Genomic DNA, 16481 nt, shown 5'->3' with positions numbered 1-16481 from the left:
GAGGCAACAAAGAGCAGTCTCGGCTGTGACCCCCATCACCACCACTCTTGGAGGGTTCATGCGGATAACGGTCACCGTCGACGGCGTCGACTACCGCGACGACGTCGAACCGCGCACGCTGCTGGTGCACTACCTGCGCGAGCGACTCGGCAAGACCGGCACGGTCGTGGGCTGCGACACCAGCAACTGCGGCGCGTGCACGGTCCACCTCGACGGCCACAGCGTGAAGTCCTGCGCCGTGCTCGCGGTCCAGGCGAACGGCCGCGAGGTCACCACCATCGAGGGCGTCGCCCGCGACGGGCAGCTGCACCCCGTCCAGCAGGCGTTCCACCAGAACCACGCGTTGCAGTGCGGTTTCTGCACCCCCGGCATGATCATGCAGGCCATCGACCTGCTCGCGGACAACCCCGACCCCGACGAGGACGAGGTGCGGCACGGCCTGGAGGGCAACCTCTGCCGCTGCACCGGCTACCAGAACATCGTGCGCGCCGTGCGTGACGCCGCGAAGAGGATGAGCCCCGGCTCCGGCCCCGAAGCGGAGCGCGTGGACGAGACGGCGCTGGTCGACCGCGCCCCGATGCACGCCGGGGGTGGCGAATGACCGCCACCGCCGAACCGGAAGCCGGCGCGCGGGAGATCGGCCAGGCCCGCCGCCGCAAGGAGGACGCCCGGCTGATCACCGGCGCGACCCGGTGGACCGACAACATCCAGCTCGCCGGGATGCTGCACCTGGCCGTGCTGCGCAGCCCGGTCGCGCACGCCCGGATCACCTCGATCGACGTCACCGAGGCCGTCCGGATGCCCGGCGTGCTGCTCGCGCTCACCGGCCAGGACCTGGCCGCCGAGCAGGGCAGCCTGCCGTGCGCGTGGCCGATCACCGAGGACATGCTGGCGCCGCCCGCGCCGTCGCTGGCCGTCGACCGGGTGAACTTCGCCGGCGAGGCCGTCGCCCTGGTCGTGGCCCGCAGCGCCGCCGAGGCGCACGACGCGCTGGCGCTGATCGACGTGGACTACGAGGACCTGCCGGTCGTGCTCGACCTGGCGGAGGCGGTCGGACCGGACGCCGACCTCGTCCACCCCGACCTGGGCACGAACAAGAGCGCCACCTGGGTGTTCGACTCCGCCGAGGCGGGCACCGGGTCCGACGTCGACCGGGCCGTGGCCGACTCGGAGGTGGTGGTCGAGCGGACGTTCCGCCAGCAGCGGCTGATCCCGGCGTTCATGGAGCCCCGCTCGGTCGTGGTCGACCCGTCACCCGACTCGGTGACGATGTGGTCGTCCACGCAGGTGCCGCACCTCCTGCGGTGGATGCTGGCGGCCGTGCTCGGCATCCCGGAGCAGCAGCTCCGCGTCATCGCGCCCGACGTCGGCGGCGGCTTCGGCGGCAAGCTCCAGGTCACGCCGGAAGAGGTGCTGACCCTGCTGGTCGCGCGCCGGCTGGGCAAGCCGGTCAAGTGGACCGAGTCGCGCACCGAGTCGATGCTGTCCGGCCACCACGGCCGCGACCAGCTGCAGCGCATCACGATCGCGGCCCGCCGCGACGGCACGGTCACCGGCCTGAAGGTGGACCTGCTCGCCGACATGGGCGCCTACCTGCGGCTGATCTCGTCGGGCGTGCCGATCCTCGGCGCGTTCATGTTCAACGCCATCTACAAGTTCCCGGCCTACCGGTTCACCTGCACGAACGTGTTCACCAACAAGGTGCCGACCGACGCGTACCGCGGCGCGGGACGGCCCGAGGCCACGTTCGCCATCGAGCGGATCATGGACGAGCTGGCCGCCGAGCTGGGCGTCGACCCGCTGGAGCTGCGCGAGCGGAACTGGATCAAGCACGACGAGTTCCCGTTCACCACGGTCGCGGGCCTGACCTACGACTCGGGCGACTACGAGACCGCCACCGCCCGCGCGAAGGAGCTGTTCGGGTACGACGCGCTGCGCGCGGAGCAGGCCGAGCGCCGCGCCAACGGCGACCAGGTGCAGCTGGGCATCGGCATCTCCACCTACACCGAGATGTGCGGGCTCGCGCCGTCACGCGTGCTCGGCGCCCTGCGGTACGCGGCGGGCGGCTGGGAGCACGCGGCGATCCGGATGCTGCCCACCGGCAAGGTCGAGCTGATCACCGGCACCTCGCCGCACGGCCAGGGCCACGTGACGGCGTGGAGCCAGATCGTGGCCGACCGGCTCGGCGTGCCGTTCGAGGACGTCGAGGTGCTGCACGGCGACACGCGCGTCTCGCACCGCGGCCTGGACAGCTACGGCTCGCGGTCGCTGGCCGTCGGCGGCGTGGCGGTGGCGCTGGCCGCGGACAAGGTGCTGGCCAAGGCGCGCACGGTCGCCGCGCACCTGATGGAGGTCGCCGAGGACGACGTCGAGTTCACCGCCGGCGCGTTCTCCGTGCGCGGCACGTCCACGACCATGGCCCTCGGCGACGTGGTGGTGGCCGCGCACGTCGCGCACGACCTGCCCGACGGCGTGGAACCCGGCCTGGACGCCGAGGCCACGTTCGACCCGGAGAACTTCTCCTACCCGCACGGCACGCACCTGTGCGCCACCGAGGTCGACACGCGGACCGGCGCGGTGAAGATCCGCTCGTACGTGTGCGTGGACGACGTCGGCAAGGTGGTCAACCCGATGATCGTGGAGGGCCAGGTGCACGGCGGCCTGGCGCAGGGCATCGCGCAGGCCCTGTACGAGGAGGCGGTGCACGACGAGAGCGGCACGCTCACCACGGCCACCTTCGCCGACTACCTGCTGCCCTCCGCGGTCGACCTGCCGCACTTCACCACCGACCGCACCGAGACGCCCGCGACCAGCAACCCGCTGGGCGTGAAGGGCGTCGGCGAGGCGGGCACGATCGCGTCCACGCCCGCCGTGGTCAACTCGATCGTCGACGCCGTGCGGCACCTGGGCGTCACCGACGTCGAGATGCCGTGCACCCCGATGCGGGTGTGGAAGGCGATCCAGGGCCGCGGCGACGGCGTGCCGACCACGCCCGGCGCGGGCGGCGGCCTCGGCTCCCTCGACTCGCGCGCCGCCGACGAGCGGGGAGGTGCGGAATGATCCCGGCCGAGTTCGACTACGTCGCGCCCACCACGGTGGACGAGGCGGTGCGCGCGCTGGCCGCCGGCGGCGAGGACGCCAAGGTGATGGCCGGCGGGCAGAGCCTCATCCCGGTGCTGCGGATGCGGCTGGCCGTGCCGACCGTGGTGGTCGACCTGTCCGGGCTGACCGAGCTGACCGGCGTGCACGACGACGGCGACTCGCTGCGCATCGGCGCCATGACCACGCACTACGAGGTGCAGCGCGACCCGCTGGTGCGCGAGCACGCGGGGCTGCTGCGGCTGGCCACGGACACCGTCGCCGACCCGCAGGTGCGCCACCGGGGCACGTTCGGCGGCTCGCTCGCCCACGCCGACCCGGCGGGCGACCTGCTCGCGCCCGCGTTGGCGCTGGACGCGGTGATGGTGTGCGCCGGGCCGGGCGGCACGCGCGAGGTGCCCGCGGCGGAGTTCTTCGTCGACTACTTCACCACCGCGTTGGCGCCCGACGAGCTGCTCACCCACGTCAAGGTGCCCAAGCTGACCGGCTGGGGCGCGCACTACGAGAAGTTCAACCGCGTGGCGCAGGCGTGGTCGATCGTGGCGGTGGCCGCGGCGGTGCGGGTGGCCGAGGGCCGGATCGCCGACGCGCGGGTCGGCCTGACCAACATGGGCTCGACCCCGGTGCGGGCCCGCGGCGTGGAGGAAGCGCTGGTCGGGCAGCCCGCGACGGCCGAGGCGATCACGGCGGCGGCCACCCGGGCCGCCGAGGGGGCCGACCCGCCCAGCGACGGCAACGCCGACGCCGAGTACCGGTCGCACCTGGCCCGCGTGCTCACCGAGCGGGCGGTGACGGCCGCGGTGAGCGCATGAAGCTCGAGCACCGGTTCGCCGTCCCCGCGCCCGTGCCGGACGTGTGGGCGGCGCTGCTCGACCCGGAGAAGGTGGCGCCGTGCATGCCGGGCGCCACCCTCACCGGGGTCGAGGGGCGGAAGTTCACCGGCACGGTCAAGGTCAAGCTCGGGCCCGTCACGCTGCTGTACAAGGGGACCGGCGAGTTCACCTCCGTCGACGAGCGGGTGCACGCGGCCGTGCTGAAGGCGTCCGGCAAGGACACCAGGGGCAACGGCACCGCGTCCGCCTCCGTGTCCGTGGCGCTGGTGTCGGCCTCGGACGGCACCGAGGTGTCCGTGGTCACGGACCTGAGCATCACCGGCCGTCCCGCCCAGCTCGGCCGGGGTCTGATCAGCGAGGTCAGCGGCAGGATCATCGGCGAGTTCGCGGAATGCCTGGCGACGCGGCTCGCGCCGGCGGAAGCTGAGGAGGTGACTGCTACGGAGACCGCCGCCAAGCCGCACCTGCGCGCCGTGCCCGACGAGCCGATCGACCTGCTCGACACGGCGGGCGTGCCCCTGCTCAAGCGGGTGCTGCCGGTCGTGGCCGGGCTGCTGGTGGTGGCGCTGCTGGTGCGCAGGCTCCGCGGGCGGCACCGCTGAACGCGCGCGGCGGGCGACCGGTCCTCGGGCTGGTCGCCTGCCTCTGCCTGCTCGCGGCCTGCACCGGGTCGCCGGTGGTGATCACGTCCGCGCGGTCCGCGCCCGTGACCACCACGTCGTCAGAGCCGGAGCCGCCGTCGTTCACCCTGGCCGCGGGCGGCGACATCCTGATCCACCCGGCGCTGACCGAGCAGGCCGACGCCGACGGCGCGCGGAACTTCGTGCCGCTGCTGGAGGGGCTGCGCGAGGCGATCGACGCCGACGTGTCGATCTGCCACCTGGAGACGCCGCTGTCCGCGCCGGGCGCGCCGACCTACGGCTACCCGGCGTTCAGCGCGCCGCCCGAGGTCGCGTCGGCGTTGAAGGAGATCGGCTACGACAGCTGCTCCACCTCCTCCAACCACACCCTCGACCGGGGCGCGCCTGCCATCAGGACGACGTTGGACGTGATGGACGCGGCCGGGCTGAAGCACACCGGCTCGTTCCGCTCGCCGGAGGAGTCCGCGACCCCGTTGCTGCTGGACGTGGGCGGGGTGAAGGTCGGGCACATCGCGTTCACCTACGGGTTCAACGGCATCCCGCTGCCGCAGCCGTGGATGGCGAACCAGCTCTCCACGGAGGGCGTGCTGGCCGCGGCGCGCGCGGCGAAGGCGGCCGGCGCGGAGGTCGTGGTGGCGAGCCTGCACTGGGGCAACGAGTACCAGCACGAGGCGACGCCGCAGCAGCGGGAGATGGCGCGGGCCGTCCTCGCCGACCCGGCGGTGGACCTGATCATCGGCACGCACGTGCACGCCGTGCAGCCGATCGAGCAGATCGGCGGCAAGTGGGTCGTCTACGGCATGGGCAACGAGGTGGCCCGCCACTCCGAGCCGCGGGGCATCACGGAAGAGGGCATCGTCACCCGCTTCAAGTTCGTGAAGGGACCGTCCGGCTGGGCGGTCCAGGAGGCGTCCTACGTCCCGACCCTGGTCGAGTTCGGCCCACCCATCCGCGTGGTCGACCTGACCCGCGTCCCGGCCACCCCGCGCCGGGCGGAAGCCCTCGCCCGCACCGACGGCGTCGTGCGCAGCCTGGGCTCCACCATCGCCCACCCGTGACCGGGGCCGGCAGGCCGTAACGCTCCGAAACCGTTGGGGCGAAACGGAAAACCACTTGTCACCCACTCAGTTATTACCGGCCGGGATCCCGAGCCGGGCAGAAGACGTACGCGGCCGGCTGTGCTCCACTCGATGGGCGAACATTCACGGGCAGCCACTGCGACGAACGTCGTGACGCCCACTGTGGAGGGAGGCTCCAATGTCTGTTCACACCTTGACCCTGCCGGTCGCCTCGCCCGGCGACCTGGCGCGGCTGAGCACGCTGGTGGCGGAGCCCGAGTCGGAGTTGTCCGACCCGCCGCTGCCCGTGCCGAACGCCGCCGGCGTCCTCCTGCTCGGCCTGCTGCTGGCGCTCTCGCCGGGCACGCCGAAGGAGCCCGCGAAGTAACGCCCACCGTCCGAGCTCGAACGAACGTGCGACGGGAGTGTCGTGGACGCGTCGTCCTGTGCGCGTGACGCCGCGGACCTGGCCGGTCGGGTGCTCGGCGCGCTGAGGGGTGGCGGTGGGGTCGACCTCGCCGCCTTCCTCGAGTCGCGCGCCGACCCGACCGCCGGGCTCGGCGCGGTCCGGTTGGTCGGCGCGGACGTCTTCCTGCCGCACGTGGTGCTGAACCGCCCGCTGGACGCCCAGGACGTGGAAGTCGTCACGGCGTCCCTCGCGGTGTTCCCGCCGGTCGCGGAGCCGGCCGCGCCGGAGCAGCGGGTGATGGCCTGGCACGACTGGTCCACCGCCCGCCTGCTCGCGCGCGTCACGGGCGACGCGGCCGTCGCGACGCCCGAGGACCCGGCCGGCGTGCTGGGCCCGGCGCGGGAGTGGGCGCGGTGGTCGGTGGCCGTGGCGCAGCTGTCGTCGTTGGCCCACCCCGGCGCGACCGGTCCCGTGGTGGACGCGGTGGTGGCGCAGCCGCTGGCCCTGTGCCGGGGCGTGCTGCGGACCGTGCTGCGGCGGGACTTCGCCACCGCGAGCCGCCTGACCCGCTGGGTCGCCTTCGTGCACGCCGCGGGCGCCCCGCTGCCGTTCAGTCCGGTGATGCTGGTCGAGCACGTCGCGTTGCGGGTGGGCCCGGAGCCGCGACGGCTGCTCGACCTCGCGGTCGCCCGTCACCTGGTGGGTGAGCCGTGACCACGGTGGTCCACATCGCCCACGACGTCACCGCGGGAGCCCTCGGCTGGTTGCACGCCCACCGCGAGCTGGGCGCGTTCGAGGACGACGCCACCGCGGACCTCAACGACCCGAACGGGGTCTACAAGTCGCTGTGCGAGCTGGCGCTCGTGTCGTCGCTGGTGCTGCGCGAGGGCGTGGCCGGCACGGCGGAGCAGGCGGCGGCGCGCGAGCTGCTGGACTTCTCCTGGGGCCAGTTGCGCGACGGCGACCTGCTCTACGAACGCCAGCTGCGGCACGCCCTGCTCACCGACCCGCTGGAGACCTACGTCCACCACGCCCGCAGCGGCTACCACCACGAGTCGCTGGAGGAGGCCCTCCGCGAGGGCTCGGCCGCGGACTCCCTGACCGAGGTGCTGCCCAACCGGAGGCTGGCCGTGGCCAACGCCCACCGCGTGGTGGGCATCCACCGGGACGACGACCTCATGGCCATGCTCCGGCAGACGTGGCTGGGTCGCACGCCGCAGCCGTGGGCGCTGGACTGGTACACCGCCTACCACCTCACGCACGCCGTCTTCCACTTCACCGACTGGGGCGCGCTGCCGGACGCCCTGCCGGCCGACGTGGTCGAGTACCTGGAGAACTGGCTCCCGGTGTGGGTCGACGTGTGGGCGGAAGCGGGGCAGTGGGACCTGCTCGGCGAGTTCCTGATCGTGGGCGCGTGCCTGCCCGAGCCGCGCTGCGAGGTGGCCGAGTGGGAGCTGTTCGCGAAGGCCCAGCACCCCGACGGGTTCGTGCCGCGCGACACCGACCCGGTCGTCGACGACCCGCGCAAGCGGTTCCACGACCACCAGCACACCGCCGTGGTGGCCGCCGTCGCGGGCACGCTGGCCATGTCCCGGTTGCTCGGCAGCCGCACGTGAGGGACCTGGTCGAGCACCTGCCGGCCGCCGCGCCCGACGCCACGGGGGTGGCGGTCGCGCTGCGCCAGGGCGACCGGGAACTCGTCCTGGTCGGCGGCACGACCGGTCGCCGGGCGTCCTCGCCGGTCACCGGGCACACCCGCTTCGAGCTGGGCTCGCTGACCAAGACGTTCACCGGCCTGCTGCTCGCCGAGATGGCCGGGCGGGGCGAGGTGGACCCGGCCGACCCCGTCCGACGCCACCTGCCGCCGGGATCGGCGCCCTTCCTGGGCCCCGACGTCACCCTGGAGCGCCTGGCCACCCACACCTCCGGCCTGCCCCGCCTCCCGCCCGGCCTGCTGCCGCGGGCGGCGCCGCGCTGGCGCACCAACCCCTACCGCGACTTCGACGCCGACGACTTCGCCGCCGCGCTGCGCCGCACCCGGGCCCGCGCGCCCGGCCGCTACCGCTACTCGAACTTCGGCGGTGCGCTGCTGGGCGAGGCCCTGGCCGCCGCGGCGGGCCGGCCCTACGCCGACCTGCTGGCCGACCGCGTGCTGCGCCCGCTGAACCTGACCGACACGGACTGCTCGGCGTCCGCGCAGGTCACCGGGCATCTGCGGGGACGTCCCCGGCCGCCGTGGGAGATTCCCGGCCTGCCCGCCGCCGGCGCCCTGCGCTCGTCGGCGCTCGACCTGCTGCGCTACCTGACCGCCCACCTGCCGCCGTTCACCGGGCCGCTGGGCCGGGCCGTCGCCGACGCCGCCCGGCCGCGGGTGTCGGCCGGCGACCACGAGGTGTGCCTGGTGTGGAACCTGCGCCGCCGAGCGGGCCGCGAGCTGCTGTTCCACTCCGGCGCCACGCGCGGCTGCACGGCGTTCGCCGCCTTCAGCCCCTCCACGTCGACCGCGTTCGCCGCCCTGGCCAACGCGGGTCCGACCGTGGGCGGCACGTTCGTGCAACGCTGCTACGACGCCGCCTGGTCACTGGTCGACCGCGCCGCGAGCCGCACCTCCAAGCCCCTCGTGTCGAACACCCAGGACCCCTGAACCCCACGCTCAGGACCCGGCGCGGACCCGGTCGAGACGGGCCAGCCACCGGGCCGCGGTCACGTCGTCGGCGGCGAACTCGGCGAAGCGGTCGGGCTCCGGGGCGCGCGCCGGCACGGGCAGGTAGCCGTCCACCGGCAGCAGCGGGTCACCGGTCACGTCACCGTCCATCAGCGACAACGTGCCCAGGCCGCACGCGAAGTCCAGCTCCGGCAACGCACCCGCCAACGCCAACCCGGCCGCCATCCCGACCGACGTCTCCACCGCCGACGACACCACGCACGGCAGCCCGCACGCCTGCGCCACGGCCAACGCCCGCCGCACACCGCCCAGCGGCGCGACCTTGATCACCGCGATGTCCGCCGCACCGGCCACCGCCACCTTCAACGGGTCCTCCGCCCGCCGGATCGACTCGTCCGCCGCGATCCGCACGTCGACCCGCCGCCGCACCGCCGCCAACTCCTCGATCGACGGGCACGGCTGCTCGACGTACTCCAGGCCCTGGGCCGCCCGTTCCAGCTCGCGGATCGCGCGCACGGCCGCGTCCACGTCCCACGCCATGTTCGCGTCCACCCGGATGGCACCGGACGGCCCGAGCGCGTCCCGCACCGCCTCGACGCGCGCCAGGTCGTCGGCGAGCGGCGTGCCCGGGTCGGCCACCTTCACCTTCGCCGTGGCGCAACCCGAACGGGCCACGATGGCGTGCGCGCGTTCCGGGGAGACGACGGGAACCGTGCAGTTGACCGGGATCCGGTCGCGGACCGGCGCGGGCCACCCCTGCTCGGCGGCCTCCAGCGCGCACGCCAGCCACGGCGCGCACTCGTCGTCGGAGTAGTCGAGGAACGCGCAGAACTCACCCCACCCGGCGGGCCCTTCCAGCAGCACGCCCTCGCGCACCGTGATGCCGCGGAACCGGTTGCGCATCGGGATCGAGTAGACCAGCACCGGACGAGCTTAGAGCGGGTCCAGCGCGGCGACCCGGCGCAGTGCGGCGCCGGTGAGCTCCGGGTCCAGCTCCTCCACGACGATCCGCAGCGCCGACTCGAACTGGTCGAGGCGACGGTCCAGTTCGGCCAGCTCGCGGGTCGGCTCGGCGATCGCGGCGGCCAGGCCGGGCCGGTTCTCGGTCCGCCGCAACGCCTCCCGCACCGGCTGGCTGTCCCGCAACGCCAGCAACGCCCGCCACAGCAGCAGTTCCACCCGCGCGACCCGCCGCGCGTCCAGGTCCCGCATGGCGTCGAAGTGGGCGCACAGGCGGCCGGCGCGGCGGCGTTGGCCGGGATCGGTGAACTGCTCGCAGTGCACGACGTCCCGCGCGTCGGCCGCCAGCACGACGTCCCACTCGGACGGCCGCGCCCAGACCCGTTTCCCCTTCGCCGCACGGCGGATCGCGTCGAGGTCGGCCTCGGGCCGCCACATCCACCAACGGGGTAACGGCGCGATCCGGGTCACCGGTCCTTAATAGCGTTCTTCTCCCGGAGCGCAAAATCCTCGGGTTCGCCCCGACCCGGAGGCGGGTCGGGGCGGGCCGGTGCGTCGGCTCAGCCGACCTCGGGCAGCTTCGGGCCGAGCAGGTCGTCCGCGTCCACGATCTTGTACGCGTAGCCCTGCTCCGCCAGGAACCGCTGCCGGTGCGCCGCGTAGTCGGTGTCCAACGTGTCCCGCGACACGACCGAGTAGAAGTGCGCCTGCCGACCGTCGCCCTTGGGCCGCAACAACCGGCCCAGCCGCTGCGCCTCCTCCTGCCGCGACCCGAACGTCCCCGACACCTGCACGGCCACCGACGCCTCGGGCAGGTCGATGGAGAAGTTCGCCACCTTCGACACCACCAACGTCCGCAGCTCGCCGCGGCGGAACCGGTCGAACAGGGCCTCGCGCTCCTTGTTCTTCGTCGAGCCCTGGATGATCGGCGCGTCCAGCGCCTCGCCGAGCGACTCCAGCTGGTCCAGGTAGGCCCCGATCACCAACGTCGGCTCGTCGGGGTGCCGGTCCAGGATCGCCTTCACCACCGGCAGCTTCGTCCGGGCCGTGGAGCACAGCTTGTAGCGCTCCTCCGCCTCGGCCGTCGCGTACTCCAGCCGCTCGTTGTCGGTCAACGTCACCCGCACCTCGACGCACTCGGCGGGCGCGATCCAGCCCTGCGCCTCGATGTCGCGCCACGGCACGTCGTACCGCTTCGGCCCGATCAGCGAGAACACGTCGCCCTCCTGGCCGTCCTCGCGCACCAGCGTCGCGGTCAGCCCGAGGCGGCGGCGCGACTGGAGGTCGGCCGTCATCCGGAACACCGGCGCGGGCAGCAGGTGCACCTCGTCGTAGACGATCAGGCCCCAGTCCCGCGAGTCGAACAGCTCCAGGTGCTTGTACTCGCCCTTCGACTTGCGGGTGATCACCTGGTAGGTCGCGATGGTGACCGGCCGGATCTCCTTGCGCTCGCCGGAGTACTCGCCGATCTCGTCCTCGGTCAACGAGGTCCGCGCGACCAGCTCCCGCTTCCACTGCCGACCGGCCACGGTGTTGGTGACCAGGATCAACGTGGTCGCGCCCGCCTCGGCCATCGCCGCCGCGCCGACCAGCGTCTTGCCCGCGCCGCACGGCAGCACGACCACGCCCGAGCCGCCCGCCCAGAACGCCTGCGCGGCCCGGCGCTGGTAGTCGCGCAGCTCCCAGCCGTCCTCGACCAGGTCGATCGGGTGGGCCTCGCCGTCGACGTACCCGGCCAGGTCCTCCGCCGGCCAGCCGATCTTGAGCAGCAGCTGCTTGAGCCGGCCGCGTTCGCTCGGGTGCACGACCACCGTGTCGTCGTCCACTCGCGCGCCCAGCATCGGCTTGACCTTCTTGTGCCGGAGGACCTCCTCCAGCACGGCGCGGTCCAGCGAGTTCAGCACCAGGCCGTGCGCGGGGTGGTTGGCCAGCTGGAGCCGGCCGAACCGGCCCATCGTGTCGACCACGTCCACCAGCAACGGCTGCGGCACGGGGTAGCGGGAGAACCGGACCAGCGCGTCGACCACCTGCTCGGCGTCGTGGCCGGCGGCGCGCGCGTTCCACAGCGCCAGCGGCGTGATGCGGTAGGTGTGGACGTGCTCGGGCGCGCGTTCGAGCTCGGCGAACGGCGCGATGGCGGTGCGCGCGTCGTCCGACAGCGGGTGCTCGACCTCCAGCAGCAGTGTCTTGTCCGACTGGACGATCAAAGGGCCGTCGGTCACGGGTGCGCGCTCCTGTCGCTTGGTGTCCTTCAAGTGTGCCTACCGCGTGCAAGTCGAAAGCGGACAGTACGCGCACGTGCACGCAACGCTTACGGACTCGGTTCGGTAAAGCCGCGTACGCCCTTGTGGTGCAGCCGATAGCGTCCCTGCGCCCCACCGCGACCCTACGCGCGGATGCACTGGGGCCCTCCCCGGATGAACGAAGGTCCACATGAGCACGGACATGCCCGCGTCCGCACCGCAGTACCAGAACGGTCCGCAGCACCAGGGCGCCCCGCAGTTCCACAACGCCCCGCAGGGCCAGCCGATTCCGCCTGCGCCGAAGAAGAAGGGCATCGTCGCGCGCATCCTCACCGCGATCATCGGTATCGCGGTGGCCGGTGTGGTCGTCTACGGCATCAACTACTTCACCAGCGACGCGGCGCAGACCAAGGCCGGCGACTGCGCGAACGTGACCGGCACGAACACGAACCCGGAGTTCAAGACCGTCGACTGCGGCACCCCCGAGGCGAACTACACCGTCGGCCAGGTGCTCGACTCCACCAGCGCGAAGTGCGCCGGCGACTACTACGACGAGTACACCGAGCGCGCCCGTCGTGGCCCGGACGCGAAGCTGTGCCTGGTGCCGAACCTGGTCGAGGGCAGCTGCTACGACCTCGACAACACCTCGCAGATGGGCTACCCGGCCGTCGACTGCGGCAAGGCGGGCACGGTCAAGCTGGTCAAGCTGATCAAGGGCACCGCCGACGAGAGCGCCTGCACCGAGGGCGCGCCGCTGACGTTCCCCGAGCCGAAGACGACCCTCTGCTTCGCGCCCACCGAGGAAGCCTGACCCACCTCGCGAGCGCGCGGCCGTCCCTGACGTCCTCGTCCGGCAGGACGGGGCGGGACACCCGCCGAGCCGCGAGCGGCTGATCCACCTCGCGGGTGCGCGTGGCGCTACCTTCTGTGGCGTCACGCGCACCCGTCCAGCGAGGATGATCATGAGCAACGAGCCGAGTCGACCCGCCGACGACGACGCGCCGACCGGGGCCGCCGGCGATCCCGCCGCCCGCCCCGACGTGCCGCCCGCCGACGCCGAGCGCATCGCGGCCTCGCGGGACGCCGCCGCGTCGGCCGACGAGCGGGACCTCGCAAGCCCCGCGTCGTCCGGTCTGGGCTCCGGCCCCGGCTCCACCGAGCCCGACGACACCGCCCCCGAGCCGGGCTCCGCGGCCAGGGAACGCCCGGTGGCCGGCAACGAGCCCGTGACGCCCGCCGGCCCGACCGCCGTGCCCGGCGCGCGACCGGCCCCCGCCGCGGACCCCGTGGCCGAGCCCGCCTCCCAGGCGCCCGCGGCGAACGGGACCGGCAAGCCCGGCGGCGGTGGCCGGAAGATCCTCATCGGCGTGCTGGTCGTGCTGCTGATCGGCATCGTCGTCTACGGCGTGCGCTACCTCACCAGTGATCCCGCCAACGCCGAGGTCGGCGACTGCGTCAGCGTGTCCGCCGAGGCCGACAACCGGGCCGAGGTCGACACCCTCGACTGCTCCGCCGACGAGGCCTCCTACAAGGTGGCCAAGGTCCTGGAGACCACCGACGCCACCTGCCCCGAGGACGGCCTCTACACCGAGATCGTCCCGGCCGCGAGCGTCGGCGACGGCTACAAGCTGTGCCTGCTGCCCAACATGGCCGAGGGCTCCTGCTACAAGCCCGACGAGGGCACCGGGTTCGTCAAGACCGGGTGCACCGGCCCCGAGACCATCAAGGTGGTCAAGGTCATCGAGGGCTCCGCGGACCTGGAGGCCTGCCCCGACGGCGCGGGCATGGCCTACCCGGAGCCGCCCGTCACGTACTGCCTGGCGCCCGCCGAGATGTGACGCCCGTGACCACCGGCGGGTGAACCCGCTCAACCCGGCGCGCGACCGTGCCGATGCCCTGTTCCATGCGGAAGATCGGGTGGGGCCTCGGGGTGGTCGCGGTCGTGGTGGCGGGCGCGTTCGCGTTCACGCTGCTCACCGGCGGGCCCGAGCGCGCCGAGCCGGGCGGCTGCGGGCACATCGAGAAGGCCGAGAAGGGTGTCGCCAGGTACCGGCCGCTCGACTGCGGGGCCCACGAGGCCAACGTGCGGGTGGCCAAGGTCGTCGACCAGGGCTCGCAGTGCCCCACGGGCGGCGCGCCGTACACGGTCTTCACGCTCGCGGAGACGTTGTGCCTGATGCCCAACTTCGTGCAGGGCGCCTGCTACCAGGGCGACCGCGAGTCGGGGATGAAGAAGGTGGAGTGCACGGCCGCCATGGCGATCCGGGTGGCGAACGTGGCCCGTGAGCCGGTGGAGTGCGCCAACGGCCAGAAGTTGACCTACGTGGAGCCCTCCGTCACGTTCTGCCTGGTCCGCGCGTCCGACAAGGGCTGAAATCGCTGCGCCCACGCGGCGCGCGAGGGTACGTTCCGCTCGTTCGCAGTCGAGAGGAACGCCAGGTGACCACCCCACCCGACCAGCCGCCCCACGGCTTCCCGCCACCCCAGCAGCCCGGCTGGGGTCCGCCGTCGTCGCCGCAGGGCTTCCCGGCCCCACCGCCCTACCCGCACCAGTCGTACCCGCAGCAGCCCCACCAGCAGCCCTACCCGCAGCCGGGGTACGGGCAGGAGCCCGGTCACGCGCAGCAGGCCCCCGGCTACCAGCCGATGCCCGGCTACCCGGACCAGCCGCCGCAGTACGCGCAGCCCCAGCACCCTGACCAGGGCCAATTCCCGGGCGGGCCCCAGTACCCGGGTCAGCCCGGCCAGTTCGGTCAGCCGGGTCAGCCAGGTCAGTTCGGTCAGCCGGGTCAGCCAGGTCAGTTCGGCCAGCCCGGCCAGCCCGGTCAGTTCGGCCAGCCCGGTTACCCGCAGCAGTTCCCGCCCCCACCGGCCAAGGGCACGTCCCACGGTGCGAAAGCGCTGGTCGCGGTGGTGGCGCTGGGCATCGTGGGCATCGTCGTCGCGGGCATCATCGCGAACATCACCGGCCCGTCGGGCGCCGAGGCGGGCGACTGCATCAAGGTCATCTCCGCCTCGGTCACGGACGCCGACGTCGAGAAGATCGAGTGCTCGTCGCCCGAGGCGGCCTTCAAGGTGGCCGCCAACCTGGACAGCAGCACCGACTCCTGCCCGCCCGGCGACTACTCCGAGTACTCCGACCGTGGCGGTCGGCGCAGCAACGGCTTCAAGCTGTGCCTGATGCTCAACGCGGAGGAGGGCGACTGCTTCAAGGAGGACGGCACGATTGTCGCGGCCAAAACCACCAAGGTGACCTGCGATTCGAGCGCCTCGTACAAGGTGGGCAAGGTCGTGCGGGGCCGGGCGGACGAGAACGAGTGCGAGAGTGGCGACACCGTGACCGTTTACTCACAGCCCGCTACGACGATCTGCTTGACGGAAGCTTGATCGAGTGACCGCGTCGTGACGCGGTCGCCGCCGGATCGAGTTCCAACCGACGCGGAAATCGAAAAGAACAAGGGGCCTTCCCGCAATGGGAAGGCCCCTATCGCACGAGTTTCGCTGACGGTGAGTCAGTTGGTGGTTCCAGGCGGCAACAACCCGCCGACGTCCAACCGCTCCGGCAGCACCTCTTCGGTGTCCATCATGTCGGCGACGCGCTGCAGCCGGACCGGGTTGAGCGACAGCGGGAACGTGCCGACGGACACCAGCGCCGCGGTCTGCTGGTCGACGTCCATGTAGCCGGTCAGCGCGTTCTGCACGGACAGCTTGTCGTTCGACGCCGCCTCCTGCGCGTCCCGCAGGACCTGCCGGAACAGGGCCAGCGTGCGCGGGTTGCCGTCGGCGAACTTCTTGCTCGACGCGTACCCGGACATGGGGAAGTCCTTGGTCGGGCCGACGGCGGTGTCGGTGAGGATGCGCGCACCTGCCCCTGCCTGGGCCTGCGTGATGTACGGCTCGGTCATCCACGCCGCGTCGACCTGCTTGGCCTGCATCGCGGAGACCATCTGCTCGAACGGCATCTCGGACGGCCTGATCCGCTGCTTCTCCACGCCCGCCGTCTTGAGCACGGCCTTCGTGGTCAGCGCGCCGACGTCACCGGTCGACGGCACCGCGATGCGCGGGTTGGGCAGCTTGCCGGGGCTGTCGTAGTTCGGGTCGAGCGTGACCAGCGCCATCGTGTTCGCGCCCGCCTGGTACGCCTCGCCCTGCAGCTGCAGCTGGGTGCCCTCGGCGTAGCTGCGGAACAGCGTGACGTGCGTCGCCCAGGTCAGGTCCAGCGTGGTGTCGAGCTGCTTGATGCCCTCGGACTCGTTGTTCAGCGGCACCAGCTGCACCTGCAACCCGGCCTTCTCGAACAGCTTGTTGTTGAACGCGAGGCGCAGCGGTGCGACGTCCACCACCGGCAGCACACCGATGCGCAGTGTGTTGCGTTCCACCTCGGGGCGGCTGTTCCCGTCGGTGCCGGGGATCAGTCCGCACGCCGTCAAGGTGGCGGCACAAGCGAACAACGCTGCCGCACGTCGCAGAACACGCGCTGGGGTAGGCATGGCACCTCTCGCCGGGATGACCTCGAGAGCGGGGTCTTTTGATCAACGAATTTCTCGACGCACTTGTCGATGTCCGGGATGGT

General features: G+C 72.7%; 18 protein-coding genes. 13 read left to right on the top strand and 5 right to left on the bottom strand.

From position 1 onward, the window contains the following. Window positions 1-58: 58 nt before the first annotated feature. From AB0I91_RS17920 to AB0I91_RS17880, 9 genes are all read left to right on the top strand, one after another. Complete coding sequence (locus AB0I91_RS17920) at window positions 59-601, top strand: (2Fe-2S)-binding protein (RefSeq protein WP_498777685.1); 543 nt, start codon at window positions 59-61, stop codon at window positions 599-601. Next, window positions 598-3060, top strand: coding sequence for a xanthine dehydrogenase family protein molybdopterin-binding subunit (locus AB0I91_RS17915; protein WP_498777683.1), 2463 nt, complete (start codon window positions 598-600; stop codon window positions 3058-3060). The genes AB0I91_RS17920 and AB0I91_RS17915 overlap by 4 nt, the downstream gene beginning before the upstream one ends. Next, a complete protein-coding gene (locus AB0I91_RS17910) occupies window positions 3057-3911 on the top strand; it encodes an FAD binding domain-containing protein (protein ID WP_499612027.1) in 855 nt (284 codons plus the stop codon). The genes AB0I91_RS17915 and AB0I91_RS17910 overlap by 4 nt, the downstream gene beginning before the upstream one ends. Then, the gene (locus AB0I91_RS17905; RefSeq protein ID WP_498777679.1) at window positions 3908-4534 is read left to right on the top strand and encodes an SRPBCC family protein; all 627 of its coding nucleotides are present in this window, start codon (window positions 3908-3910) and stop codon (window positions 4532-4534) included. Before AB0I91_RS17910 ends, AB0I91_RS17905 begins: the two co-directional genes overlap by 4 nt. Next, complete coding sequence (locus AB0I91_RS17900; RefSeq protein ID WP_498777882.1) at window positions 4531-5631, top strand: CapA family protein; 1101 nt, start codon at window positions 4531-4533, stop codon at window positions 5629-5631. Before AB0I91_RS17905 ends, AB0I91_RS17900 begins: the two co-directional genes overlap by 4 nt. Window positions 5632-5830: 199 nt before the next feature. After that, window positions 5831-6019, top strand: a complete 189-nt coding sequence (locus AB0I91_RS17895) for a hypothetical protein (protein WP_498777677.1) — start codon at window positions 5831-5833, stop codon at window positions 6017-6019. A gap of 42 nt (window positions 6020-6061) precedes the next feature. Then, window positions 6062-6754, top strand: a complete 693-nt coding sequence (locus AB0I91_RS17890) for a hypothetical protein (RefSeq protein WP_498777675.1) — start codon at window positions 6062-6064, stop codon at window positions 6752-6754. Beyond that, window positions 6751-7656, top strand: coding sequence for a DUF6895 family protein (locus AB0I91_RS17885; protein WP_498777673.1), 906 nt, complete (start codon window positions 6751-6753; stop codon window positions 7654-7656). The genes AB0I91_RS17890 and AB0I91_RS17885 overlap by 4 nt, the downstream gene beginning before the upstream one ends. Further along, complete coding sequence (locus AB0I91_RS17880; protein ID WP_499612033.1) at window positions 7653-8684, top strand: serine hydrolase domain-containing protein; 1032 nt, start codon at window positions 7653-7655, stop codon at window positions 8682-8684. Before AB0I91_RS17885 ends, AB0I91_RS17880 begins: the two co-directional genes overlap by 4 nt. A gap of 9 nt (window positions 8685-8693) precedes the next feature. On the opposite strand, the gene AB0I91_RS17875 is transcribed toward AB0I91_RS17880, so the two are convergent. From AB0I91_RS17875 to AB0I91_RS17865, 3 genes are all read right to left on the bottom strand, one after another. After that, window positions 8694-9629: an o-succinylbenzoate synthase gene (locus AB0I91_RS17875; protein ID WP_498777668.1), complete on the bottom strand. Its 936-nt coding sequence runs from the start codon at window positions 9627-9629 to the stop codon at window positions 8694-8696. 9 nt (window positions 9630-9638) lie between these two features. After that, a complete protein-coding gene (locus tag AB0I91_RS17870) occupies window positions 9639-10103 on the bottom strand; it encodes a hypothetical protein (protein WP_498777666.1) in 465 nt (154 codons plus the stop codon). A 122-nt stretch (window positions 10104-10225) separates the two neighbouring features. After that, window positions 10226-11887 (bottom strand): DNA repair helicase XPB, encoded by a 1662-nt coding sequence (locus AB0I91_RS17865; RefSeq protein WP_498777664.1) that lies wholly within the window; start codon window positions 11885-11887, stop codon window positions 10226-10228. A gap of 211 nt (window positions 11888-12098) precedes the next feature. Here AB0I91_RS17865 and AB0I91_RS17860 point away from each other — a divergent pair, with 211 nt between their 5' ends. The 3 genes from AB0I91_RS17860 (at window position 12099) to AB0I91_RS17850 (ending at window position 14282) form a co-directional block, all read left to right on the top strand. Continuing rightward, on the top strand, window positions 12099-12719 hold the full coding sequence (locus AB0I91_RS17860; protein WP_499612038.1) for an LppU/SCO3897 family protein: 621 nt from the start codon (window positions 12099-12101) through the stop codon (window positions 12717-12719). Window positions 12720-12870: 151 nt separating this feature from the next. Beyond that, window positions 12871-13746: an LppU/SCO3897 family protein gene (locus tag AB0I91_RS17855; protein ID WP_499637562.1), complete on the top strand. Its 876-nt coding sequence runs from the start codon at window positions 12871-12873 to the stop codon at window positions 13744-13746. A 65-nt stretch (window positions 13747-13811) separates the two neighbouring features. After that, entirely contained in the window at window positions 13812-14282 is a 471-nt protein-coding gene (locus tag AB0I91_RS17850; RefSeq protein ID WP_498777658.1) for an LppU/SCO3897 family protein, read from the top strand. Here the strand turns inward: AB0I91_RS17850 and AB0I91_RS17845 are convergent. Then, a complete protein-coding gene (locus AB0I91_RS17845; RefSeq protein WP_499637559.1) occupies window positions 14228-14797 on the bottom strand; it encodes a hypothetical protein in 570 nt (189 codons plus the stop codon). The genes AB0I91_RS17850 and AB0I91_RS17845 overlap by 55 nt on opposite strands. Before the next feature lie 24 nt (window positions 14798-14821). Here AB0I91_RS17845 and AB0I91_RS17840 point away from each other — a divergent pair, with 24 nt between their 5' ends. Further along, a complete protein-coding gene (locus AB0I91_RS17840; protein ID WP_499637556.1) occupies window positions 14822-15295 on the top strand; it encodes an LppU/SCO3897 family protein in 474 nt (157 codons plus the stop codon). 125 nt (window positions 15296-15420) lie between these two features. Here the strand turns inward: AB0I91_RS17840 and AB0I91_RS17835 are convergent, their stop codons facing one another. After that, window positions 15421-16287 (bottom strand): ABC transporter substrate-binding protein, encoded by an 867-nt coding sequence (locus AB0I91_RS17835; protein WP_498777654.1) that lies wholly within the window; start codon window positions 16285-16287, stop codon window positions 15421-15423. Window positions 16288-16481: the final 194 nt, after the last annotated feature.

It is taken from the genome of Actinosynnema sp. NPDC049800, from assembly GCF_040656635.1.
Classification (GTDB): domain Bacteria; phylum Actinomycetota; class Actinomycetes; order Mycobacteriales; family Pseudonocardiaceae; genus Actinosynnema.
This window is presented reverse-complemented; position numbering and strand designations above follow the sequence as displayed.

What these genes read in the sequence shown, in the direction of transcription:
- AB0I91_RS17850 (WP_498777658.1), top strand. Translation starts at nt 13,812, where the DNA reads ATGCGGAAGATCGGGTGGGGCCTCGGGGTGGTCGCGGTCGTGGTGGCG.
- AB0I91_RS17905 (WP_498777679.1), top strand. Translation starts at nt 3,908, where the DNA reads ATGAAGCTCGAGCACCGGTTCGCCGTCCCCGCGCCCGTGCCGGACGTG.
- AB0I91_RS17860 (WP_499612038.1), top strand. Translation starts at nt 12,099, where the DNA reads ATGAGCACGGACATGCCCGCGTCCGCACCGCAGTACCAGAACGGTCCG.
- AB0I91_RS17910 (WP_499612027.1), top strand. Translation starts at nt 3,057, where the DNA reads ATGATCCCGGCCGAGTTCGACTACGTCGCGCCCACCACGGTGGACGAG.
- AB0I91_RS17855 (WP_499637562.1), top strand. Translation starts at nt 12,871, where the DNA reads ATGAGCAACGAGCCGAGTCGACCCGCCGACGACGACGCGCCGACCGGG.
- AB0I91_RS17920 (WP_498777685.1), top strand. Translation starts at nt 59, where the DNA reads ATGCGGATAACGGTCACCGTCGACGGCGTCGACTACCGCGACGACGTC.
- AB0I91_RS17870 (WP_498777666.1), bottom strand. Translation starts at nt 10,103, where the DNA reads ATGTGGCGGCCCGAGGCCGACCTCGACGCGATCCGCCGTGCGGCGAAG.
- AB0I91_RS17915 (WP_498777683.1), top strand. Translation starts at nt 598, where the DNA reads ATGACCGCCACCGCCGAACCGGAAGCCGGCGCGCGGGAGATCGGCCAG.
- AB0I91_RS17895 (WP_498777677.1), top strand. Translation starts at nt 5,831, where the DNA reads ATGTCTGTTCACACCTTGACCCTGCCGGTCGCCTCGCCCGGCGACCTG.